The following is a 22,861-nucleotide window of genomic DNA, read 5'->3' as shown; positions in this document are numbered from 1 at the left end:
AGATGCCGCCATCCGGATTCCTTACACTGCGAGCTTGCCGTCGAGATAGAGTTGCAGCGTCTCCCGCGTGCCCTTTTCCCACAGGCTTTTGAGTGCATCGGCAAAACGCTTGCGGAAAAGTTCGGATTTCGCCACTTCGCCGAAAATATCGTCGAAGACCAGGAAGGCTGACGGATCGGTCTTCGCCTTCAGCGCCGCCGCATGCAGGCGCTCGGCGCTGGCGTCGTTGAAGACGATATCCTTGCCGCTATCGGTCTTGCCGGCGAAGTAACGGCACCAGAGCGCCGAAACCAGCGCCAGACCGACGACGTCCCTGCCCTGGCGCAGATTGTCGAGCGTCGACGGCAAGATGAATTTCGGCTGACGGTTCGATCCGTCCTGCGCCAGCCGCGGAACGGTGTCGGCAATTTTCGGATTGAGCAGGCGATGTTCGATCAGCGCGAAATAATCCGTCAGCGACGTGTTCGGCACCGGCGGCACGATCGGGATGATTTCGTCTTTCTCGAGCTTGGCGAGGAAGGTGCGGATTAGCGGGTTTTCCATGGATTCGTGAACGAAATGGATGTCCATCAGTGCCGCCGGATAGGCGATCGCAGCATGTCCGCCGTTCAGGATGCGGATCTTCATATGCTCGTAGGGCGTGACATCGGGCACGAAGGTCACGCCGACCTTTTCCAATGCCGGCCGACCGGCGGTGAACTTATCCTCAAGCACCCATTGCTTGAATTCCTCGCAATAGACCGGCCAATTGTCCTCGATCGCAAAATTGTCCCTGAGGAAATCGATTTCGCGCTTGCCGGTTGCCGGCGTGATGCGGTCGACCATCGCATTCGGGAAGGCGACATTCGCCCGGATCCACTCGGCAAAGCCAGTGTCCGAGAGGGCGGCCGTGCCGACCACGGCATTGGCGGTAACGATGCCATTATGGGGAATGTTGTCGCAGGACATGACGGTAAAGGGTTCGATGCCCCTTTCCTTGCGCGCCTTCAGCCCGGCAACGATCAGGCCGAACACCGTCTTCGGCGCGTCGGGGCTGTCGCCATCGGCAGCAATCGCCGGATGCGCCGGGTTGAAGGTTCCTGATGCGTCGATGAAATAGCCGCCCTCGGTGATCGTCAGCGAAACGATGCGGATCTCGGGATCGGCGAGCCTGGCGATGATCACGGCGGGGTCGCCGACCGGCAGGATGTCGATCATCGGCGCGGTGACCCGCGCCGCCGTCTTGTTGTTGTCCTGCTCGACCACCGTCGTCAGAAAATCCTGTGCCGCAAGCTTTTCACGCATCGCGGCATCGGATGGCAACACGCCGGCGCCAACGATCGCCCAATCGTGATCCGCGCCGGCATTGAAGAGATCGTCGAGATAGACCGCCTGATGGGCGCGGTGGAAATTGCCGACGCCGAAGTGCACGATGCCGGCTTTCAGCGACGCCCTGTCATATCCAGGGATGGCCGCGGTGCGCGCCACATCCGAAAGCGTTGCCAGCGATAGTTTGCACGTCATGTTTCAGTCCTCTTGAAGGTCTTGCCCAAACGGCCGGGCGCCATCGCCCGGCTCGCATGCCTGCCCCCAGCCCGGCAGCCCGCCTCAGATGGCAAGGCCGCCCTCGTTGAATTTGTGAATACGCGAACGATCCGGCGTCAGATAGACCGTGTCTCCAGCTTTGGCCGCAAAATCGCCGCTGCCGCGCGCTGTCATCATACCGATGCCCTCGGCGTCGATATGCAGGAAGGTGTCGGAGCCGAGATGTTCGGCGACCACGACCCTGCCCTTCCAGTCGCCGCTCTCCATCGACAACAACATATGTTCGGGTCGGATGCCGATCGTATGGGCGCCCAGCTGAGCCGCGTTCTGTCCGTTGATGAAGTTCATCTTCGGCGAGCCGATGAAACCGGCGACGAAGAGGTTGCGCGGGCGGCTGTAAAGCTCGAGCGGCGAGCCGACCTGCTCGATATTGCCCCTGTTCAGCACGACGATCTTGTCGGCCATGGTCATCGCCTCGACCTGGTCGTGGGTGACGTAGACCATCGTCGTCTTCAGCTGCTGATGCAATTCGCTGATCTCGAGGCGCATATTGACGCGGAGCGCCGCATCGAGGTTCGACAGCGGTTCGTCGAACAGGAAGGCCGAAGGCTGGCGCACGATGGCGCGGCCGATCGCGACGCGCTGACGCTGGCCGCCGGAAAGCTGACGCGGCTTGCGCTCCAGATAGTCGGTGAGATTGAGCACGCGGGCCGCATCCGTCACCTTGCGGTCGATCTCCGCCTTGTCGATGCCCGCCATCTTCAGCGGGAAGGCGATGTTGTTGCGCACGCTCATATGCGGATAAAGCGCGTAGGATTGGAACACCATGGCAAGGCCGCGTTCCGACGGCGCCTTTTCGGTGGCGTCCCGGCCGTCGATGACGATCTTGCCGCCGGAGACGTCCTCGAGCCCGGCGATCAGCCTGAGCAGCGTGGACTTGCCGCAGCCCGACGGGCCGACGAAGACGACGAACTCGCCGTCCCTGATGTCGAGATCGATCGAAGGGATGACCTTGGCTTCGCCGAAGACCTTGGAAACCTTCTGAAGGGTAATGCTGCCCATGTTTGTCTCCCTTTATCTTATTTCACTGCGCCGAAGGTCAGGCCGCGGACGAGTTGTTTCTGGCTGAACCAGCCGAGGATCAGGATCGGCGCGATCGCCATCGTCGAAGCCGCCGAGAGCTTGGCGTAGAACAGGCCTTCCGGGCTGGAGTAGGAAGCGATGAAGGCCGTCAGCGGTGCCGCTTTCGAGGCGGTGAGGTTGAGCGTCCAGAACGCCTCGTTCCAGGCAAGGATGATGTTCAAAAGCAGCGTCGAGGCGATACCGGGCACCGCCATCGGCGTCAGCACGTAGACGATCTCCTTCATCAGCGAGGCCCCGTCCATGCGGGCCGCTTCGAGGATCTCGCCGGGAATTTCCTTGAAATAGGTGTAGAGCATCCAGACGATGATCGGCAGGTTGATCAGCGTCAGCACGACCACCAGGCCGGTGCGAGTGTCGAGCAGGCCCGAATTGCGGAACAACAGATAGATCGGGATCAGCGCGCCCACAGGCGGCATCATCTTGGTCGACAGCATCCACATCAGCACGTCCTTGGTCCGCTTGGTCGGCGCAAACGCCATCGCCCAGGCGGCCGGGATCGCGATGATCAGGCCGATCAGCGTCGAGCCGAAGGAAATGATCACCGAGTTCATGAAGTGGCTGAGATAGTTCGACCGGCTCTGCACCTCCGCGTAGTTTTCTGTCGTCCAGTGGAAGAACAGGAACTGCGGCGGCGAGGCGATGGCGTCGGCTTCCGACTTGAAGCTGGTCAGGAACGTCCAGAGGATCGGGAAGAAGATCAGGATGCCGAGCGTCCAGGCGACCGCGGTAAAAATGACCTTGCGCCGGGTGGTGATTTTTCTGGCCATCTCAAGCCTCCAGATTCTTGCCGACGAGGCGGACGAGGAAGATCGCTACGATATTGGCAAGCACCACCGCGACGATACCGCCCGCCGAAGCGCCGCCGATATCGAACTGCAGGAGCGCCTGGGCATAGACGAGATAGGTGAGGTTGGTGCTGTCGGTGCCTGGCCCGCCGTTGGTGGTGACGAGGATTTCGGCGAAAACCGAAAGCAGGAAGATCGTCTGGATCAGGATCACCACGGTGATGGCGCGGGCCATATGCGGCAGGATGATGTAGATGAATTTCGAGATCGGCCCGGCGCCGTCCATTTCGGAGGCTTCCTTCTGCTCCTCGTCGAGCGACTGCAGCGCCGTCAGCATGATAAGCGTCGCAAAGGGCAGCCACTGCCAGGCAACGATGAGAATGACCGAGAGCAGCGGCGCATTCGCCAGCCAGTCGATCGGCTGCAGGCCGAGGGCCTTGGCAAGATGCGCAAAGAGGCCATTGACCGGGTTCATGAACATGTTCTTCCACACCAGCGCGGCCACAGTCGGCATGACGAAGAACGGCGCAATCACCAGGATGCGCACGATACCCTGGCCGTACATCGGCTGGTCGAGCAGCAGCGCAAAAGCGATGCCGCCGATGACGGTGATCAACAGAACGCCGGCCACGAGCACCAGCGTATTGATCAGCGCCGCGAAGAAGGCAGGATCGGACAGGAAATATTCGTAGTTCAGAAAGCCGACGAAGCTCTCCATGCCGGGGCTGAGCAGATTGTAGTTCAGCAGCGAAAAATAGATCGTCATCGCCAGCGGGACGATCATCCATGCAAAGAGGAGCAGCACGGAGGGCGCAATCATCAGGCGCGCTGCGGAGCGAGTATGCAAGGTTGCCATGGCAATCACCGATCTGATCTGAAGCGGGGAGCGGCCGCAGGAAAGCTTTGTCTGAAAAAGCGGCCGCCGATGCTGTTCGGGCAATCGGCGGCCCAGAGGGGCGGATCGTCAAGAATCCGCCTCTTGCTCAGGAGGTTTTTATTTGATGTAGCCGGCCTTGGTCATTTCGCGAGTGGTCAACTGCTGGGCGGCCTGCAGGGCCTGGTCGACCGAAAGCTGGCCGGCAAGCGCTGCGGAGAACTGCTGGCCCACTGCCGTACCGATGCCCTGGAATTCCGGGATCGCCACGAACTGGACGCCGACATAGGGGACCGGCTTGACGGTCGGCTTGGTCGGATCGGCCGAGTTGATCGAGTCGAGCGTCATCTTGGCGAACGAAGCCGCCTTCTGGTAGTCCGCATTCGCGTAGAGCGAGGTGCGGGTGCCTGGAGGTGCGTTCAGCCAGCCTTCCTTCTCGGCGACGAGGTTGGTGTAGTCCTTGCTCGTTGCCCAGGCGACGAACTTCTCAGCGGCTTCGACCTTCTGCGAACCTGCCGGGATGGCGAGGTTCCAGGCCCAGAGCCAGTTGCCACGCTTGCCGAGGCCCTTGTCCGGGGCGAGCGCGAAGCCGACCTTGTCGGCGACCTGCGACTGCTTCGGATCGGCGACGAAGGAAGCGGCAACCGTTGCGTCGATCCACATGCCGCACTTGCCGGTCTGGAAGAGCGCCAGGTTTTCGTTGAAGCCGTTGGAGGAAGCGCCCGGAGGGCCGGCATCCTTCATCAGCTTGACGTAGAAGTCGAGCGTGTCTTTCCACTCGGGCTGATCGAACTGCGGCTTCCACTTTTCATCGAACCAGCGTGCACCGAAGGAATTCGACATGGCTGTCAGGAAGGCCATGTTCTCGCCCCAGCCGGCCTTGCCGCGCAGGCAGATGCCGTAGATTTCCTTGTCCTTGTTGGTGATCTTGCGGGCAGCGTCCGCCACGAAGTCCCAAGTCGGGGCGTCGGGCATCTTCAGGCCGGCGGCGTCGAACAGGTCCTTGCGGTACATGACCATCGAGCTTTCGCCGTAGAACGGCGCCGCATAGAGCTTGCCGTCCGTGGTCAGGCCGCTGCGGATCGCCGGCAGCAGGTCGTCGGCGTCGTAATCCTTGCCGAGGTTGTCGAGCGGCAGCAGCCAGCCCTGTTTTGCCCAGATCGGAACTTCATAGGTGCCGATCGTCAGAACGTCGTACTGGCCGCCCTTGGTCGCGATATCGGTCGTGACCTTCTGGCGCAGCACGTTTTCTTCGAGGGTGACCCATTCAAGGTCGATGCCGGGATTCTTCGCCTTGAAATCATCCGTCAGCTTCTGCATCCGGATCATGTCGCCGTTGTTCACGGTTGCGATTGTCAGCGTCTCGGCCGAGGCCATGCCGGCAAACGCCAGTGCTGAGCAGGCGCCCAGCAGAAAAGTTCTCAATGTCATATCTTCCTCCCAGAAGATGGGGTGTGAGCATTCGCTTCGCTCATGGGCAATTACTCAATAAACGATACAGAATGTCAATCGGCAATCGTTGCTGCAGTGCCGAAGGAGGTAGTTATCTCATTGATTTAAATATCGTATTTTTTGCTCAATTCCTGAGCAAAAACTCAGCAGTCTCTTCGTCAGTAATCAGAGCGTTGATTTGATGGCCGACAACGGCGGCCCTGATCGCCTTGAACTTGCGCTTGCCCTTGGCCAGCCCAATGACCATCGACGCGTCGCGGGACGGAATCGGCGCCGACGCGACGCGCTCGTTGATCGGGTTGTCGAGCAACCCGCCGTCGACGTCGAAGATCCAGCCGCAGATCTCGCCGACCGCCCCGCCGCGCATCAGCTCCATCATCTCGTCCTTCTCGAGAAAACCGTCGACGCAGAGCGGCCCGTCGATGCCGAGCTCACCGATGCCGACGAAGGTGACGTCGGCTTGCGCGCTGATGTCAAGCGTCGAGCGCACCAGTTGCTGGCCATGCAGCAGTTCCCGCTCTTCCGCCGAGGTGACAAGCACCGGCAACGGCATCGGATAGTGCCGCGCTTTCACGGCATCGGCCATGCTGAAGATGACATTGTAATAAGCCGCCGATCCGTCCGGGGCGATATTGCCGGTCAGCGAGACGATACGGTGGTGGGGACATTCGATCGCCGGAAGCTGGTCGACGGCCGCCTTCAGCGTCCGGCCGGTACCGACGGCAAGCACGATCGGCTCGGCCCGTTTCAGCCACCGCTCGATCTCGGCCGCGGCCGCCTCGGCAATGCCGACCGTCGCCGAGGACCCGGAATCACTCGGCACCACCTCCACATGTTTCAGCCCGAATTTCCGCCGAAGTTGACTGGCGAGTTCCAGGCAGGCGGCGATCGGATGATCCAGACGCACCTTGATCAGACGTTCGGCAACCGCCAAAGATACCAGCCGCTGCGCCGATTGCCGCGAGATCCCCATCGCGGCGGCGATTTCATCCTGCGTACGCCCGGCGACGTAATAGAGCCAGCCGGCACGCGCCGCATCGTCGAGCCGTGCAGGGGTCTCGGATCTTTTTGCCATTGAATGCCTACCACGCAAAGTGAGCCGGCGTGCCGCCGCCGAACATGATTTGAATCTGTAACCGCCAGATCAAAACAAAATTCCGGCAAATGTCGAGCCTGTTGAAAGGAACCCTGCAGAAATGCTCAGGCAAACCATTGTAAGACGAGATAGATCGCCGCCTTCACGAGACCGTAAATCACGCCGCCGGCAACGACCAGCGACACCGCCGTCATCACGAAGCCGATCAGGGCGAAGAGCCCGTCACGGCCCGATATGCCGAAAGCGAAGACCGAGATCGTGATCGCCGGCAGGATGTTGCCGAGCGGGACCGGTAGCAGCAGCACGATCGACAGCAGCAGGCACGCGGCCCCGGCGAGATATTCCGCTGGCGGCTCGGCAAAGATCGCAAGCCTTGGCTTCAGCATGCGCTCCGCCCAGGCGAGCCAGCGGTGGATGCGGCCGACAATGGTCTCGAAATCCTCCCGCCGCATCGAACGGTCGGCAATTATCCTCGGAAGCCAGGGTTTCAGCCCAAAGGTCAACTGCGCGGCCAGGAAGACGAGCGGAGCGCCGAGCACTGCCGAAGTGCCGGGCGGCGTGGGAAAAGCGTTCGGCAGCGCGAAGATCAGCATCAACGCGATGATCGCCCTGTCGCCCATCGTCTGGAACAGGTCGCCGATCGAAATCCGCTCCCGGCTCCGGTCGGCGGCCAGCTGACGCAGGATGGATGAGAGGCGGCGGCCTTTGGGACGGGGTGGACGTGGTCTTCTGCGTCTATGGGAATCGGCGTTTTCGATGGTCATGATACCAGTAGATGATGGAAGTACAGGCGCAGATTTTGGCCGCGCAATATGCCAATTGAATGACTTGTGAGACAGGAATAGCTGTTGGTGGCGATTTGGCTCGATCATTCCTCTTCGCGCCGCAAGCGCGTGGCGCGCGGCGGAATGAAGGCTTGTAATTCCCCGCCAACAGTGCGAGCAGACATCACAGACCAGAGAAACGGCAGGGTGGCAATGATCATTTCATTCGACATCGGCGGCTCCGCCATCAAGGGTGGCATCGCTCGCTCCGAGACGGACATCGTCCCCCTCGGCCGGCATCCGACACCGAGGGATGATTTCGCCGCTTTCGTCGAGACCTTGCGCGCCATCATCACTGAAACCGGCGAAGAGCCGAGCCGCATTGCCCTCTCCATCGCCGGCGTCGTTGATCCCGATACGCAGCGGCTGACCTGCGCCAACATTCCCTGCATCCATGGCCGCACGCTGGCGGCAGATCTCGAAGCGGAACTCGGCCTTCCGGTGCTGATCGCCAACGACGCCGACTGTTTCGCCATGGCCGAAGCCGGCCTCGGCGCCGGTCGCGGCCACCGCATCGTCTTCGGCGCCATCCTCGGCACCGGCGTCGGCGGCGGCCTGGTTGCCGACGGGCGCCTCGTCAATGAGGCCGGCGGTTTTGCCGGCGAATGGGGTCACGGGCCGATCATCGCATCCGCAGCCGGTTATCCGCCTGCCACCATTCCTGCCTATGCCTGCGGCTGCGGCCAGAGGGGATGCGTCGACACGGTCGGCGGCGCCCGTGGCCTGGAGCGCCTGCACAAGACGCTGCATGATCTCGACCTTTCGAGCGAAGAAATCATCGCTCAATGGCAACATGATGAGGAGAAGGCGACACGGACGATCGACGTCTATGTCGATCTCGTCGCCTCGCCCCTGGCGCTGACGATCAACATCACCGGCGCCACCATCGTGCCGGTCGGCGGCGGGCTGTCCAATGTCGAGCCGCTGCTTGCCGAGCTCGATCACGCCGTGCGCGCCCGCATCCTGCGCAAATTCGACCGGCCGCTGGTGGTGCGCAGCCAATGCCGTATCGAACCCGGCCTGATCGGCGCAGCACTGCTGGGATTGAAGGCGGACGTGGTGGTGGCCTAAAGCACCGGCCACATCCGCACGATCGCTGCGAACCGATCCCAGTCCTTGCGCGCCAGAGGCGTCCAGGCCGCCTCGGCGATTGCCGGAAGGCGCGGAAAGACCAGCCGGTTGAAATGGGTGCGCGAGGCGATGTTGCCGCTCCAGATACAGGCCTGGATGCCGCGCATCTTCCCCTTCAGCGCCTCCGGCAACTCGCCCTCGGCCTCGTAACAATAGGTCCGCTCCGGCGGCGTGAAGCCTGCCCAGCTTGCGCCGGGCTCGGACCAGGCTTCCGCCTGCGCCATGTCGAGATAGTAGGCCTGTCCCGGCGTCATCACCACGTCGTAACCTGCCTGCGCCAGTTCGATGCCGACATCGGACCTTTCCCAGGCCATCAACAGCGTGCCGTCGCGATCGACGCCGCCACCGTTCGAGACCTCATTCCAGCCGGCAAGCTTCCTGCCGCGTTCCGACAGCATGCCCTGGACGCGCTTCAGGAAGTGAGATTGCAGCGCGGCGGCGCCGGCCAGTTTCTCCCGCTCCATCAGCGCCTGGCAGAGCGGCGAGGAAAGCCAGGCGCCGGACGCAACCTCGTCACCGCCGATATGAAAATACTCGCCGGGAAACAGCGCCACCATTTCGTCGAACACGTTGCCGAGGAATTCGTAAGTGAATTCGACCGCCGGGTTGAGGGCATTGTTGGCATAACCTTGCGGTGAGCGGTAACTATCCTCAGCCTCCTGCGGATCGACGAGATCGGGTAATGAAGACAGCGCTGCGGCGCTGTGGCCGGGAATATCGATTTCCGGCACCACCTCGACACCAAGCGATGCGGCATGCGCAACGATCCGCCTGACGTCGTCTTGCGTATAATGGCCGGTGCGTGTTTCCGGCCCGTCGCCGTACTGCGCCGCCAGCGCTTCGTCAGGCCCACCCCGTGCGCCGATTTCCGTCAGCGCGGGATAGGCCTTGATCTCCAACCGCCAGGCTTCGTCATCGGTCAGGTGCCAATGGAAAATATTGAGTTTGTTCCACGCCAGGATATCGATCAGCCGCATGACGTCCGCCACCGGATAAAACCGCCCCGACACATCGAGATGACAGCCGCGCCAGTCATGGCGCGGCTGGTCGGCGATCGTGCCGAAATTGGGAAATTGGAAGCGCTCGCGATCGGCGCGGGCGCCGTGCAGCAATTGCGCCAGGCTGATCAGCCCGTATTGCCGCCCCGCTGGGTCCGCGCTCGAAAGCACGATCTCATGCGAGGAGAAACGCAGTTCGTAAGCGAAGGCGGCGATCGATGATTCGGTGACGAAACGAATGGCTCGCCCGCCTTTGACGGCACCGAGCGAGAACGGCGCGCTGTCGGCCGGATAGAGCCGCTGGCAAAGCGCGAGAACCAGGGAGAGCGCCTTGATCGCATCGGGCCGGGTCCTTTCAACGGGATAAAGGACGACCGGCAAGTCTCCCGCCTTCAGCCCGAGCGACAGCGGCCAGGGCAGCAGCGCATAGGGCTCCTCGATCCGGCCCGGCGGCAGAAGCGGCGGCGCCACACCGCCATCCCGGCCTTCGAGCATGAGATCGCCGAAAGTAACCGGAACGTGACGGCCGTCCATAAGCGTCAGATGGGCAGATTTGATACCATCCGTCCTATGTTTCGGTTCGCTGGCCAGCCCTTCGACGGTGAACCGCCAGCGCCCGCCCGGGGCAATGCTCAGCCCGTCGGGCGGCAGGAATTCATGGAAATTCGCAACCTGCCGCGTCCGGCTGGCGCCGTCGCAGACATTTGCGTCGGCAACCCGCGTTGCCGATACATAGGAAAGCGAGAAGCCGGAAAGCGGCTCGGCCGAAAGATTGAAGAGCGTGAAGGTCAAACGCCCGAGACTGTCCTCGATCGGGCTCCAGCTCGCGTCCAAACGATAATCGGCCATGATCGTGCCTCCCCGCAAACTCGTCGGCGGCAATGCATCGCCGAGACGCCGTCTTGCTCTTCCGGCATGTTTTCGCAGCTTAGCTCTTTCGGGGCGGCAATGGAATCGGCACGCAGGTTCAAAGGCGAGCGGGCAGCGCAACGTGGTTTGATGAGAGAGCTGCGACCTCGTAAGGAAAACGGCGCGGCTTTCGCCGCGCCGTCCTCACTCTGCTGCCAACGCCGGCGGATGTCTGTCATCCGCCTCTTCCTGGATGGCGTCGGCATCCTGGCCTGGCTCGTCCTTTGCCTTCGGCTCCCGGCCGAAGAAAAGCGCGTAACCGGCAGGCAGAACCAGAATCGTAAGCACGGTCGCGACCAGGATGCCGCCCATCATGGCGTAGGCGAGCGGACCCCAGAAGACGCCGCGCGAGATCGGGATCAGTGCGAGCACGGCGGTCAGCGCCGTCAGCATGATCGGCCGGAAACGCCGCACGGCAGCACCGACGATCGCCTCCTGCCGGTGCATGCCGGCCTTGATATCCTGGTCGATCTGGTCGACCAGGATGATCGAGTTGCGCATGATGATGCCGAGCAGCGCGATGACACCGAGGATCGCCACGAAGCCGAACGGCGCGCCGCTGATCAGCAAGGCGGCCGCCGCGCCGATAATCCCGAGCGGACCGGTCGCCAGCACCAGCATCGCCTTGCCGAAGTGCTGCAGTTGTACCATCAGCAGCACGATGATGACGGCGAGCATGATCGGCGCCTTGGCGGCGATCGACATCTGGCTTTCCGCCGCATCCTCGGCGCCGCCCTGGATTTCGACATTGTAGCCGGCCGGCAGGCTATCGCGCATGTCCTTCATGTCGGCATACATCTTCATCACCACGTCGTTCGGCTGCACGCCATCGGGCAACGTCGCCCGCACGGTGATCGTCGGCAGGCGGTTGCGCCGCCATTCGATGCCCTGCTCCATGACCGGCACGACCTTGGCCACCTGCGAGACCGGCACGAAGCCGCCGAAATCCGTCGGCACATAGACCGAGTTCACCGCCGACAGCAGCGAACGGCTGGCATCCGGCTCACGGGCGACGATCGAGACCGTCTCCTCGCCGTCGCGGAAATCGTCGAGTGCCGCACCGGACATGGCGGTCTGCAGCATCTGGCGAACCCGCTGCGAGGTGACGCCAAGGGCCCGGGCGCGGTCCTGGTCGATCACTAGCTTCATCGCCGGCACCTGTTCCAGCCAGTCGTCATGAATGGCGCCGAGCATCGGATTGGCCTGGAAGCGCGCCTTTACCTGATCGGCGATGGCTCGCACTTCCTGTCGGTCCGGCCCCATGACGCGCATCTGCACCGGCCAGCCAGTCGGCGGGCCGAGGAAGAGACGATCGACCTTGCCGCGAATCTCCGGGAAATCCTCTGCAAGAATCGCCCGCAGCTTGACGATCAGCCGCTCACGCGCCGGTTCGTCATTGGCCATGACGAGGAGCTGGGCGAAGTTCGGGTTGCGCAACTGCTGGTCGAGCGGCAGGAAGAAGCGCGGCGCGCCTTCGCCGATATAGGTGGCGATGAACTTCTTGTCGGGATCATCCATCATCTTGGCTTCGAGCGCCTTTGCCTGCACCTCGACTTCCTTGATGCTGGTGCCCTCGGGCAGCCACAGATCGACAAGGATTTCCGGCCGCGACGATTGCGGGAAGAAATTCTGCGGAATGAACTGGAAGGCCCAGAGGCTGGTGACGAAGGTGCCGAGCGTCAGCAGCAGCACGATGACCCGGTGGCGCACCGCCCAGCCGACCGTGCCGCGCAGACGGCGATAGAAGCCGGTGTCGAACGCGTCGTGATGCTCGCCGGCGTGATGGCGCTGTTTGAGGATCATGTAGCCGAGCCACGGCGTGAAATAGACGGCGACGAACCACGAGGTGACCAGCGCGATGCCGACGACATAAAACAGCGAACGCACATATTCGCCGGCCGTCGATGTAGCGAAGCCGACGGGAATGAAGCCGGCCGTGGTGATCAGCGTACCCGTCAGCATCGGGAAAGCGGTCGAGGAATAGGCGAAGCTTGCCGCTTCGATCTTGACCAGCCCCTCCTCCAGCTTTCGCTCCATCATCTCGACGACGATCATCGCATCGTCGACGAGCAGGCCGAGCGCGATGATCAGCGCGCCGAGCGAGATGCGCTGCAGGTCGATGCCGAGTTCGTACATTAGCGCGAAGGTGGCAGCGAGCACCAGCGGAATGGCAATGGCGATGACGAGGCCCGAGCGCCAGCCGATCGACAGGAACGAGACAATAAGCACGATGACAAGGGCTTCGCCGAGCGCATGCATGAATTCGCTGACCGCATCCGTCACCACGTCGGGCTGGTTGGCGATCTGATCGACCGCGACGCCGTAGGGCAGCGCCTCCTCGAAGCGCTGATAGGTCGCCTCGACGCCCTTGCCGACATCGGTGACGTTGAAGCCCTTGGCCATCACGACGCCGACCTGGACGCTGTCATGGCCGTTGAAACGGTACTTGCGCTGATAGGGATCCTCGAGCCCGGAACTGACGGTGGCGATATCGCCGAGCCGGGTCACTTGGCCGCCGGCGCGAAGGCGCAATTCGCGGATATCGGCCGCCTTCTTCACGTCGCCTTCGACGGAGATGCGCACCGAGCGCAGGCCGGTATCGACGGAGCCCGCCGGATCGACATTGTTCTGGCCGTTGATGGCGTTCTGCAGGTCGAGGATCGTCAGGCCGCGCTCGGCGAGCGCCTTGGACGAGACGTCGATATAGATCTTCTCAGGCTGGTCGCCGATGATGACCGCCTTCTCGACACCCGGCGTCGTCAGCAGCATGTCGCGCGCCTCGATCGCGAATTTCTTCAGTTCCGGATAGGAATAGCCGTCGCCGCTGATCGAATGCAGCGTGATGAAGGTGTCGCCGAATTCGTCGTTGAAATAGGGGCCGAGCAGGCCCTGCGGTAGCTCGCTGGAGATGTCGCCGACCTTCTTGCGCACCTGGTAGAAGGCATCCGCTACCTGTTGCGAATTGGTGTCACCCTTGACCTGCAGGGTGATGATCGCACTGCCCGCCCTCGTATAGGACTTGACCCAGTCGATATGCGGGGTTTCCTGTAGCTTGCGCTCGATCTTGTTGACGACCTGATCTTCCATCTCCTGGATAGAAGCGCCCGGCCAGATCGCCTGAACGACCATGACGCGGAAGGTGAATTCGGGATCCTCGCGCTGGCCCATGCGCATCAGACCGAGCACGCCGGTGATGATGATCAGTCCGAAGAGGAAGCGGGCGATGCTCGGATGGCCGATCGCCCAGCGCGACAGATTGAAGGGTCGCTTTTCGGTGGTGGCGTCCATGGTTCCGTTCCCTTTTATGACCTGATCAGCGGACGGTCTGGTCCGTGGTGGCCAGGGCCGACTGCTGGTCCGGCGCCTTCACCTTCAGATTTTCGCTCATGAACTGCGTGCCGGCGGCAACGACGAGATCGCCGGTATCGAGGCCTTCGGTCACATGCACGCCGTCGCCGGTGAAATCGGCGACCTTGATGTCGCGGCCATGCACGGTCGCCGTGTCACGGTCGACGGTCCAGACCATCTGCTTGCCGTCCGTTTCAGCCAGTGCGCTGAGCGGGATCGAGACATAGCTGTTGCCGTTGCTGACGTCGGCCTCGATCGTCGCCGTCATGCCGAGCAACACCTGCGGATCGTTCGGCAGGCTCACCCGGACAGCAAAGGTGCGGGACTGCTGGTCGGCGCTGCCGGACACCTCCCGCACCTTGCCGTCGAGCACCAGTCTGGCATCGGCCCAGAAGCTTGCCTTGACCGTCTTGCCCGGCTTGAATTCGGCAATGTCGTTTTCCGGAACCGCGATCTGCACTTCCTTCTCGCCGTCGACGGCAACGGTGACGACGGCGGCGCCGGAACCGACGACCTGACCGGTATCGGCATTGATTGATGTGACGATGCCGTTCTGACCGGCCTTGAGCTCGGTGTAGCTCACCTGGTTCTTCGCCTGGTCGAGCGCGGAAAGGGCGGCATCGCGCTGCGAAATCGCCTGGTCATGACTGAGCGCGGCCTGTTCGACCTGCGACTTCGGAGCGACACTCTTGTCGAAAAGCTGCTCGGCGCGTTTGTTGGCGAGGTCGGCGGTTTCAACGCCTCTTTCGGCCGAAGCAAGATTGGCTTCCGCCGTTCTGACCGCCAGTTGGTAATCGGTGGCGTCGACGCGGGCGAGAACGTCGCCCGGCGTCACCCGGTCGCCGATATCGACGAGGCGTTCGGTGATCTTGCCCGCGACGCGAAACCCGAGGTTCATCTCCGTGCGCGCCTTGACCGAGCCCGAATAGTCGAGCTTGCGCGTGTCGCCGGCCTTGGCGATCTCGACGACCTTCACCGGCCGGATGACTTGCTTGACCTCAGCCTTTTCTTCCGAGCAGGCGGAAACACCGATGCCGATGGCGCCGACAAGCACAAGGCGGGCGACGGACGGGATGCGATGGCTAAGGGTCTTGAGCGAAAACATCTTCCGCACTCCTGGATCGTTTTGGGGGGTCGGCGGCGGCTGCCGTCCGTTATTTCTTCAGCGCCCTGATCACGTAGTCGATCAGTTCGTCGATGCTCGCGCGGTTCGTCTTGGAGAGACATTGCGCCACCATTTGCGGATGGCAGAGCGTGTTCGTCGCCGCGCCGAAGCAACGCGAGGCGGCGACGGGGTCCTGCTCGGCGAACTCGCCGGCTGCAATGCCTTCGGCGATAATTTCGGCGATGATGTCATGAATGCGATCGATATGTTTTTCGATGACGTGCCAGTCGCGCTCGATCGCGACGACGATCATCTCATGAACCTTCGTCTCATCGAGCATCGTATCCAACGTCCACTGGTGCTGAGTCTCGACATAGCGGCGCAATCGTTCACTGGCGCTGATCGGAAGGTGGCGGACGTCGTAGGCGAGCTGATAGCAGGTGGCGAGCATACGCCCGCAGATCGCTTGGTGGATTTCCACCTTCGAGGCGAAGAAACGATAGACATTGGCCGGCGACATGCCAAGATCGCGGGCAATGTCAGCCACCGTCGTCTTGCTGTAGCCATAGTGGCGGAACAGCCGCTCGGCCGCATCGAGAATGCGGGTAACATTCTCCTGCCGGGTGACGTCCAGTGTATTTTCCGTAATGTCGTCCATGGTTTCGATGCTCGAATTACGACTGACGATTTTTGAATTTCGTCAATCGTAAAATATCAGGCATCATTTGTCAACACACAGGCTGCACCATACCGATGCGCGTCCTTCTGGTAGATGTGAGGATTTCCTGGAGCGGTCGAACGTTATTATCGAACGCAATAGAAAAATGCCGCGACGCCAAACGCGCGCGGCACCTCGTCAACGGCAACGGAAATTAGCCGAGCTTGACGTCGAGCGTGATCGGAACGGAGGCGAGCGCCTTGGAAACCGGGCAGCCGGCCTTCGCCTTGTTGGCAAGTTCGGTGAAGGTCGCCTCATCGGCGCCGGGAATACGACCGGTGAGCGAAAGGTGGATGGCGGTAATGGCAAAGCCGCCTTCGACGCTTTCGAGCGTCACCTTGGCGGAGGTTTCCATATGCTCGGCGGTAAAACCGGCTTCGCCGAGGATCAATGACAGCGCCATGGTGAAGCAGCCGGCATGGGCAGCACCTATCAGCTCTTCCGGGTTGGTGCCGGCAATGCCTTCGAAGCGGCTGGCAAAGCCGTAGGGATAGTCCTTCAGGGCGCCGCTCTGCGTCGAGATCAGGCCTTTGCCGTCTTTGAGGCCACCGGTCCAATGAGCCGAAGCCGTGCGATTGATCTGCATGCCGTCCTCCTGTTTCTATTGTGCTTTCGAGGGAGCGGCAGGGCGCCGCTCCATGCCTGCGGAAGATCAGATAGCCTTCCCGATGGGCAATATAATGCTCTATCGCGAGAAGACGACAGGCCTGTAAAAATCAGCCGGAATCGAAGCGCTTTCAGGCTGGATGCTGCAGCACGCTGAGACCGCCGTCGATCGTCAGGCAGGTGGCATTCATGAACGGGCACTCGTCTGAGATCATGAACACGGCGGCCAAGGCGATCTCCTCTGGCGTCGCGATGCGCCCGCTGGGATGCAGCCTCATCGTCTCAGCCTTTGCCGCCTCAGGATCTGGGAAGCCGTTCCAGTAATCGATCACTTTCTGCGTCGAGACATAGCCCGGCGCCAGCGCGTTTACCCGGATATTGCGGGCCGCATATTCGAGACCCAGGGATTTCGTCATTCCAAGCAGCGCGTGTTTTGCCAGCGGATAAGGAAATGTGTGCGGGATGATAGTGAAAGCGTGCGTCGAAGCAATGTTGAGGATGACGCCGCCGCCCTGTTCGATCAGGCCAGGCAGCACCGCCTTGCAACAGTTCCACGCGCCCTTCAGATTGATGTCGAAGCAGCGGTTCCATACCTCGTCGGTCGTCTCGAGCGGTTCGGCAAAGACATTGACACCGGCATTGTTGACGAGCGCATTCAGCTGTCCGATCTCTTCATTCGCCTGAGCGACCAATGTCGTGATCGTTCCAGAATCGGTAATGTCGGCCGGCAGATAACCAAGCCGCCCACCGATGCTATTAAGCTCTTTCGCCGTCTTCGCCAGCAGTGCGGCGTCGCGGTCGACGAGAAAGACGGCGGCATCCTCCCGCATAAAAGCCTTTGCAATCGCAAGACCGATACCCTGCGCGGCTCCTGTTATCAGGATGTGCTTGCCCTGCAGGCGGCTGCCCATCTATCTCCCCTCCGATTGAACCGGCAGCGCCGACATCAGGATCGTTACCCCGCCGGCAAGAACCTCCCCCGGCGCAAGCGGCGTCAGCCCACCCAAATCCGGCAGATGGTGGCCGTTCGGCAGGTGGCTCATCGGCTCGAGGCAGAAGAAGTCGCTCCGGTCGACCGGCATATACAGCATGAAGCGATCGAGCGCGCCGTCGGCTTCCAGCGCCGCCTGAATTCCAAGCTCCGGCCAGGCGATTGCCGCCTGCCCATTCCAACCCTCGAAGGCATTGTTCATCCATCTCTGGGGCAACAGCTTTTCGGATCCGAAATCGAAATAGCCGGGCACAGGACCGGGCATCTCAGGCAGATGGTCCGGCCGCTCGTTCCAATAGCGATCGGCCGCAATCGTCAGTCGCGTCTTTGGCGTCCGTGCGAAAAAGGGATGTTGACCAAGCCCGAAGGGGAGAGCCGCTTCACCGCGGTTTTCGACGGACAGCGTCAGCACCAGTGCATCGCCGGCGAGACGGATCTCCTGCCGGGTAAGATAGGCATAGGGTGAAACCCCGTCGGCGGCGCGGGAAAAGGAAAACTGCGCATGCTCCGGGCTGGAGTCTTCAAGCTGCCAGAGGCTCAGCCAGCCGTCGCCGTGCCGGTAGAGCGGATCGGAAGTATTCGGCTCGAAGGCATAATCGCGTCCGGCAAAGGACATGGCGTTGCCCTCGACGCGATTGCCGAACGGCACCATCGCAAAATTCGCCATCGTCCCATCCGGCCCGCCGGCGGCCACGAGAAAGGGCATGCCTCGAAACGTCGCGGCGGTGACCGCGGCACCCCGGGGGCTGACCCTGACGGCGAGATCACCGTGCCTCAGTTCGATGTCGCTCACGGCTCTACCTTCACTCATCCACGCCGCCCCGCAGCCGAAGATCTCAAATTGTCGAGCAGCACCGCGATCAGCAGGATCAGGCCGCGCACGACATACTGATAGAATGCCTGGATATTCAGCAGATTCATAACGTTTTCAGCAATGCCCATGATCAGCACGCCGACGATGACCCCACTCATTGCCGCCCGGCCGCCGGCCAGCGAGACGCCGCCAAGCACACAGGCCGAAATCACCGAGAGCTCAAGTCCCGTCGCCGCATTCGGCTGGCCGGAGGTGATGCGCGAAGCAAGCAGGATGCCGGCAATGCCGCAGACGAGACCCTGCAGCGCAAAGATCCAGATGCGCATGTTGACGACATTGACGCCGGCAAGCCGCGAGGCCTCTGGATTGCCGCCGATCGCCAGCGTGTTCTTGCCGAAGACGGTGCGATTGAGCACGAAACCGAAGAGCAGAAAAAGGACCAGCATGATCCAGATCGGCGTCGGCACGGTGAGGAAGCGCGATAGGGCAAGCTGGTAGAAAGCAGGATCGTTGATGCCGACGGCGCGGCCGTCCGAGGCGATCAGCGCCAGACCGCGCACGATCTGCATAGTCGCCAGCGTGGTGATCAGCGCATTGATGCGAAAGCGGGCGATGATGATGCCGTTGACCAAGCCGACGACGGCGCCGCAAAGCAGGGCGGCGAACAAACCAAGAGGGATTGAGCCCGTCGCGTTCGAGACCATCACTGCGATCATGCCGGAGAAAGCGACGATCGATCCGACCGAAAGGTCGAAATCGCGCGACGCCAGGCAGAACATCATCGTGCAGGCGACGATGCCGATCGTGACGACCGACTGCAGCAGCCCCAGCATGTTTCGCTCGGTCAGGAAATTCGGCACGAAGAGCGAGACGATGACGAAGGCGGCAGCGAAAATCACCACCAGTCCCTGCTCGCCGAGAAGAATTTTTTTCAACGAATTCATTATCCGTATTCCTGGTCCTAAATGATGCCTGCCGCATTCTTGTCCGGAAGTGCGGCGGTCAGAATGGCGCGCTCGTCGAAATCCTGTCGGGCAACATTGGCCGCCACTCTGCCCTGGCACATCACCATGATGCGATCAGAGATGCCCATGACTTCAGGCAGCTCGCTGGAGATCACCACGATCGCCATGCCGCCGGCCGCAAGCTCGTAAAGGATGTCGTAGATTTCCGATTTCGCCCCGACATCGATGCCGCGCGTCGGCTCGTCAATGACGAGGACCTTGATCCCCTGCTCGGACAGCCAGCGCCCGAGAATGACCTTCTGCTGATTGCCTCCGGAGAGATTGATGATGTCCTGTTTGCGCGACGGCGTTCGTACCCGAAGTCGGGCAATGAACCGATCCGCCAGCGCCGCTTCCTGTCTCGGGCTCAGAATTCCGAAGGGCGAAAAATGCCGGCGCGACGAAATCGCGATATTCTCTTCGATCGATCGTCCCTGGACAATGCCGTCGAATTTGCGGTCCTCGGGGCAAAGCACCATCCCGGCGTTGATCGCCGCCTTCGGATTGTTCGGCGAGACGGCAACGCCATCGATCGCGACCTGACCCTGATGCCTGCTATCGGCGCCGTAGAGCAGCCGCGCCATCTCGCTGCGGCCGGCACCGATCAGGCCGAAGAAACCGACGATCTCGCCCTGGCGGACGGAGAAACTGATCGGGTTGCGCAACCTCGGCCCCGACAGGTTCTTGACCTGGAGCCTGATGTCGCCGAGCGCGCGTTCGCGCCATCCCCAGACATTGCTGATCTCGCGTCCGACCATTTCCGAAATGATCTGCTCGCGCGTCGTTTCAGCGATGTCCGGATGGTGGGCGGCGAGCTTGCCGTCGCGCAACACCGTCAGGCTGTCGCAAAGCCTGAAGATCTCGTCGAGACGGTGCGAGACGTAGAGAATGACCGTTCCCTTCGCCTTCAGCCTGTCGATCAGCGAAAACAGGATCTCGCTCTCGCGCGAGGAAAGCGAGGAGGTCGGCTCATCAAGCGCGATCACCCGTGCGTCGAGCATGACGGCCTTGGCGATCTCGACCATCTGCCGGGCGCCGATCGAAAGCGAGGCGACCTTGGCCGACGGATCGACATCGATGCCGATCTCCTCGAGCTTCGAGCGCACCGTCTCGATCAGCGTCTTCGAATGGATGATGCCGCCCTTGGCCGGAAAGCGCCCGAGCCAGAGATTTTCGGCGACCGTCAACTCCGGAACGAGCTGCAGTTCCTGATGGATGACGATGACGCCGGCATGGAAAGCGTCGCGAACGGAGCCATATTTCTGCTCCTCGCCGTCGATCAGGACGCGGCCATCATCGGCGGCCTGATCGCCGGATAGGACGCGGATCAGCGTCGATTTACCGGCACCGTTCTCGCCCATCAGTCCGTGAACGGCGCCCTTCTCGACAGAGAAGGAAACATTCGCCAGCGCCTGCACGCCGGGATAACCCTTGGAGATATTGTTGAATTCGAGGAAAGCCATCGCCGCTCCGCCGAGAAGGATCCGACGGCACGCTGAGCGGCCGCCGGACATATCATCCTGGGATGATCACTCGATGCCAAGATCCTTGCGGACCTTTTCGTAATCGCCACGCAGCGCCAGCGAACCGGAAGTGAGCGTCAGCTTTGCCGGCTCTTTGTCGTTGGCGATCCAGTCGTACATGTTCAGCGCCGTCTCGTAGCCATGACGCTTCGGCGAGATGATGACCGTGCCGAAAAAGCCCGTGGCCGCCGGCTTCTTGAACTCGTTGATCGCCGATTCCGCACCGCCGATGCCGACGCCGATGACGTTGGCCGCCGGAATGCCGACCGATTCCGAAGCGCGGACGGCGCCGAGGACGGCTTCGTCGTTGAGACCGAAGGCGACCCAGTATTTGACCTCGGCATGTTTGTTGAGAACGGTGGTCGCCGCATTGAGTGCCGCTTCCGTGTCCGTCTTCGCCTGTGGCGCGTCATAGATGTTCTCAGCCGGGAAACCGGCCGACTTCAGCACCGCGATCGCGCCTTCGACGCGGTCAACGGCGGTCGGCAGCTGGTCGTAGGAGACCCGGACCGCGCCGACATTCTTCATGTCCCAGCCGCGCTTCTTGATCTCGTCGACGATCGCCTGGCCGACGGTCTCGCCGATTTTCGTAGCGGAGATGCCCATATGCGGCACGTCTTCCAGCGGCTTGCCGTCGGCGCTGACGAGGCGGTCGTCGACCGTCATCAGTTTCAGCTGATTGGCTTCGGCCTTGGCGACGATGCCGGGGCCGAGCTTGACGTCGGGCGTGCAGATGATGAAGCCCTGCGCACCTTGAGCGCCAAGATTGTCGATCGCCGACTGGACCTTCTCGCCGTCTTCGGCGCCGATCTTGACGACGGTGAAGCCTTTTTCCTTGGCGGCCTGGTCGGCGAATTTCCATTCGTCCTGGAACCACGGCTCTTCGGGCTGCTTGACGATGAACCCTATCTTGACGTCTGCCGAAAATGCCGAGCCGGCGGCCAGAATGGCGAAAGTGCCAGCCAGGATGGCTGCTTTGAACGAGCGCATTTCTCTCTCCCTGAACTCTTAAAACCGAGCAACTGCCTCCCAGGCAGCGTCCAATGAATTATGACAAATCATCATACCAGTCAATTGCCAATGTATGATGATTGGAATAATAGGATTATGTACGAGGGCCTGGAGGAGCGTCGCATAGCGGATCGAATTCGGATAATGAGGTTCGATTGCCTAGCGCCAGAGATAGAGCGGAGAGGTGAGTTGGAAACAATCGAGCGACAGGGCGAGGCCGAAAGCCCTGGTATTGAGAAGCGCCCGCGCGTCCGCCGCAACGTCACGGCGGCAATCGCTCAGGATATCTGTGCGGACCGCTATCCCTCGGGCGCGCCGCTGCCCCGCGAGAACGACCTCTGCGAACTCTACGGCGTCAGCCGCACTGTCATTCGCGAATCGCTGAAAGTGCTGGAATCAAAGGGGCTGGTCCGCGGTAAACCAAGGGTCGGAACCACCGTCTGCGACAAGGACGACTGGAATATCCTCGACGCCGACGTGCTGGAATGGATGGGACCCTACATCAAGGACTTCGACCTGCTCGGCTGCATTCTCGAAGCCCGCCGCACCATCGAGCCGGCAGCAGCCGAATATGCCGCCGAGCGCGCCAGCGCCCAGGAGATCGCCGATCTCGACAATGCCTGGCGGCAGATGCGTGACAGCGCCCATGACCCGGAAGGCTTCACCGATGCCGACGTCATGTTCCACACGGTGCTGCTGACCGCCAGTCACAACCAGGTCTTCCGCCGCCTGTCGAGCGCCATCCATGCGGCGCTGAAATATGCGCTGCATGCCTCCAACATCGGCGTCGAGAATCGCGAGGATGCGGTGCTCGTTCACGGCCAGTTGGTCGAGGCCCTCCGCATGCGCGACAAGGCTGGCGCCCGCGACTGCGCCAACCGCATGCTCGATCTTGCGGTGCGCGACCTTGCCGCCGCCGAAAAGGCGATCGGCAGAACGAAATGATGGATCACCGGAAACCTGCGGAAGTGCCGCTGATCGCAAACCTAAGAAGAGACTGAAGAA

19 protein-coding genes are annotated in these 22,861 nt (G+C 61.8%); 2 read left to right on the top strand and 17 right to left on the bottom strand.

The annotated features are described in order from the left end of the window. Positions 1 to 21: 21 nt before the first annotated feature. The 7 genes from HJB84_RS18920 to HJB84_RS18890 form a co-directional block, all read right to left on the bottom strand. Positions 22 to 1,503 (bottom strand): mannitol dehydrogenase family protein, encoded by a 1,482-nt coding sequence (locus HJB84_RS18920; RefSeq protein WP_221116587.1) that lies wholly within the window; start codon positions 1,501 to 1,503, stop codon positions 22 to 24. Between the two features lie 84 nt (positions 1,504 to 1,587). Then, positions 1,588 to 2,586, bottom strand: coding sequence for an ABC transporter ATP-binding protein (locus HJB84_RS18915; RefSeq protein ID WP_207581883.1), 999 nt, complete (start codon positions 2,584 to 2,586; stop codon positions 1,588 to 1,590). 17 nt (positions 2,587 to 2,603) lie between these two features. Then, the gene (locus HJB84_RS18910) at positions 2,604 to 3,434 is read right to left on the bottom strand and encodes a carbohydrate ABC transporter permease (RefSeq protein WP_207581884.1); all 831 of its coding nucleotides are present in this window, start codon (positions 3,432 to 3,434) and stop codon (positions 2,604 to 2,606) included. 1 nt (position 3,435) lies between these two features. Continuing rightward, on the bottom strand, positions 3,436 to 4,308 hold the full coding sequence (locus tag HJB84_RS18905; protein ID WP_207581885.1) for a carbohydrate ABC transporter permease: 873 nt from the start codon (positions 4,306 to 4,308) through the stop codon (positions 3,436 to 3,438). Positions 4,309 to 4,446: 138 nt separating this feature from the next. Continuing rightward, positions 4,447 to 5,757: a sugar ABC transporter substrate-binding protein gene (locus HJB84_RS18900; RefSeq protein WP_207581886.1), complete on the bottom strand. Its 1,311-nt coding sequence runs from the start codon at positions 5,755 to 5,757 to the stop codon at positions 4,447 to 4,449. Positions 5,758 to 5,902: 145 nt separating this feature from the next. Then, positions 5,903 to 6,853 carry a sugar-binding transcriptional regulator gene (locus HJB84_RS18895; protein ID WP_207581887.1) on the bottom strand — a complete coding sequence of 317 codons (951 nt, stop codon included), beginning with the start codon at positions 6,851 to 6,853 and terminating at the stop codon, positions 5,903 to 5,905. A gap of 125 nt (positions 6,854 to 6,978) precedes the next feature. Beyond that, positions 6,979 to 7,557, bottom strand: a complete 579-nt coding sequence (locus tag HJB84_RS18890; protein ID WP_221116637.1) for an exopolysaccharide biosynthesis protein — start codon at positions 7,555 to 7,557, stop codon at positions 6,979 to 6,981. Between the two features lie 294 nt (positions 7,558 to 7,851). Here HJB84_RS18890 and HJB84_RS18885 point away from each other — a divergent pair, with 294 nt between their 5' ends. Beyond that, positions 7,852 to 8,769: an ROK family protein gene (locus HJB84_RS18885; RefSeq protein WP_207581888.1), complete on the top strand. Its 918-nt coding sequence runs from the start codon at positions 7,852 to 7,854 to the stop codon at positions 8,767 to 8,769. On the opposite strand, the gene HJB84_RS18880 is transcribed toward HJB84_RS18885, so the two are convergent. From HJB84_RS18880 to HJB84_RS18835, 10 genes are all read right to left on the bottom strand, one after another. Further along, on the bottom strand, positions 8,766 to 10,676 hold the full coding sequence (locus tag HJB84_RS18880; protein WP_207581889.1) for a beta-N-acetylhexosaminidase: 1,911 nt from the start codon (positions 10,674 to 10,676) through the stop codon (positions 8,766 to 8,768). The genes HJB84_RS18885 and HJB84_RS18880 overlap by 4 nt on opposite strands. 204 nt (positions 10,677 to 10,880) lie before the next feature. Then, positions 10,881 to 14,024, bottom strand: a complete 3,144-nt coding sequence (locus HJB84_RS18875) for an efflux RND transporter permease subunit (RefSeq protein WP_221116586.1) — start codon at positions 14,022 to 14,024, stop codon at positions 10,881 to 10,883. Between the two features lie 25 nt (positions 14,025 to 14,049). Then, positions 14,050 to 15,189 carry an efflux RND transporter periplasmic adaptor subunit gene (locus HJB84_RS18870; protein WP_221116585.1) on the bottom strand — a complete coding sequence of 380 codons (1,140 nt, stop codon included), beginning with the start codon at positions 15,187 to 15,189 and terminating at the stop codon, positions 14,050 to 14,052. A gap of 49 nt (positions 15,190 to 15,238) precedes the next feature. Continuing rightward, on the bottom strand, positions 15,239 to 15,847 hold the full coding sequence (locus HJB84_RS18865) for a TetR family transcriptional regulator (RefSeq protein WP_207581892.1): 609 nt from the start codon (positions 15,845 to 15,847) through the stop codon (positions 15,239 to 15,241). A gap of 214 nt (positions 15,848 to 16,061) precedes the next feature. Then, the gene (locus HJB84_RS18860; protein ID WP_207581893.1) at positions 16,062 to 16,493 is read right to left on the bottom strand and encodes an OsmC family protein; all 432 of its coding nucleotides are present in this window, start codon (positions 16,491 to 16,493) and stop codon (positions 16,062 to 16,064) included. Between the two features lie 151 nt (positions 16,494 to 16,644). After that, on the bottom strand, positions 16,645 to 17,424 hold the full coding sequence (locus HJB84_RS18855) for an SDR family oxidoreductase (protein WP_207581894.1): 780 nt from the start codon (positions 17,422 to 17,424) through the stop codon (positions 16,645 to 16,647). Then, entirely contained in the window at positions 17,425 to 18,315 is an 891-nt protein-coding gene (locus HJB84_RS18850) for an aldose 1-epimerase (RefSeq protein ID WP_207581895.1), read from the bottom strand. Further along, positions 18,312 to 19,262 (bottom strand): L-arabinose ABC transporter permease AraH, encoded by a 951-nt coding sequence (gene araH, locus HJB84_RS18845; RefSeq protein ID WP_207581896.1) that lies wholly within the window; start codon positions 19,260 to 19,262, stop codon positions 18,312 to 18,314. The genes HJB84_RS18850 and araH overlap by 4 nt, the downstream gene beginning before the upstream one ends. Positions 19,263 to 19,279: 17 nt before the next feature. Next, the gene (gene araG, locus HJB84_RS18840; protein ID WP_221116584.1) at positions 19,280 to 20,785 is read right to left on the bottom strand and encodes an L-arabinose ABC transporter ATP-binding protein AraG; all 1,506 of its coding nucleotides are present in this window, start codon (positions 20,783 to 20,785) and stop codon (positions 19,280 to 19,282) included. A gap of 66 nt (positions 20,786 to 20,851) precedes the next feature. Then, positions 20,852 to 21,835, bottom strand: coding sequence for an arabinose ABC transporter substrate-binding protein (locus tag HJB84_RS18835; RefSeq protein WP_221116583.1), 984 nt, complete (start codon positions 21,833 to 21,835; stop codon positions 20,852 to 20,854). 210 nt (positions 21,836 to 22,045) lie between these two features. Here HJB84_RS18835 and HJB84_RS18830 point away from each other — a divergent pair, with 210 nt between their 5' ends. Beyond that, on the top strand, positions 22,046 to 22,801 hold the full coding sequence (locus HJB84_RS18830; RefSeq protein ID WP_207581898.1) for a FadR/GntR family transcriptional regulator: 756 nt from the start codon (positions 22,046 to 22,048) through the stop codon (positions 22,799 to 22,801). Positions 22,802 to 22,861: the final 60 nt, after the last annotated feature.

Origin of the sequence: Rhizobium sp. NZLR1b (assembly GCF_019685155.1) — a bacterium.
GTDB lineage: Bacteria > Pseudomonadota > Alphaproteobacteria > Rhizobiales > Rhizobiaceae > Rhizobium.
The sequence above is the reverse complement of the archived record's forward strand: the minus strand, read 5'-3'. Positions and strand labels throughout refer to the sequence as shown.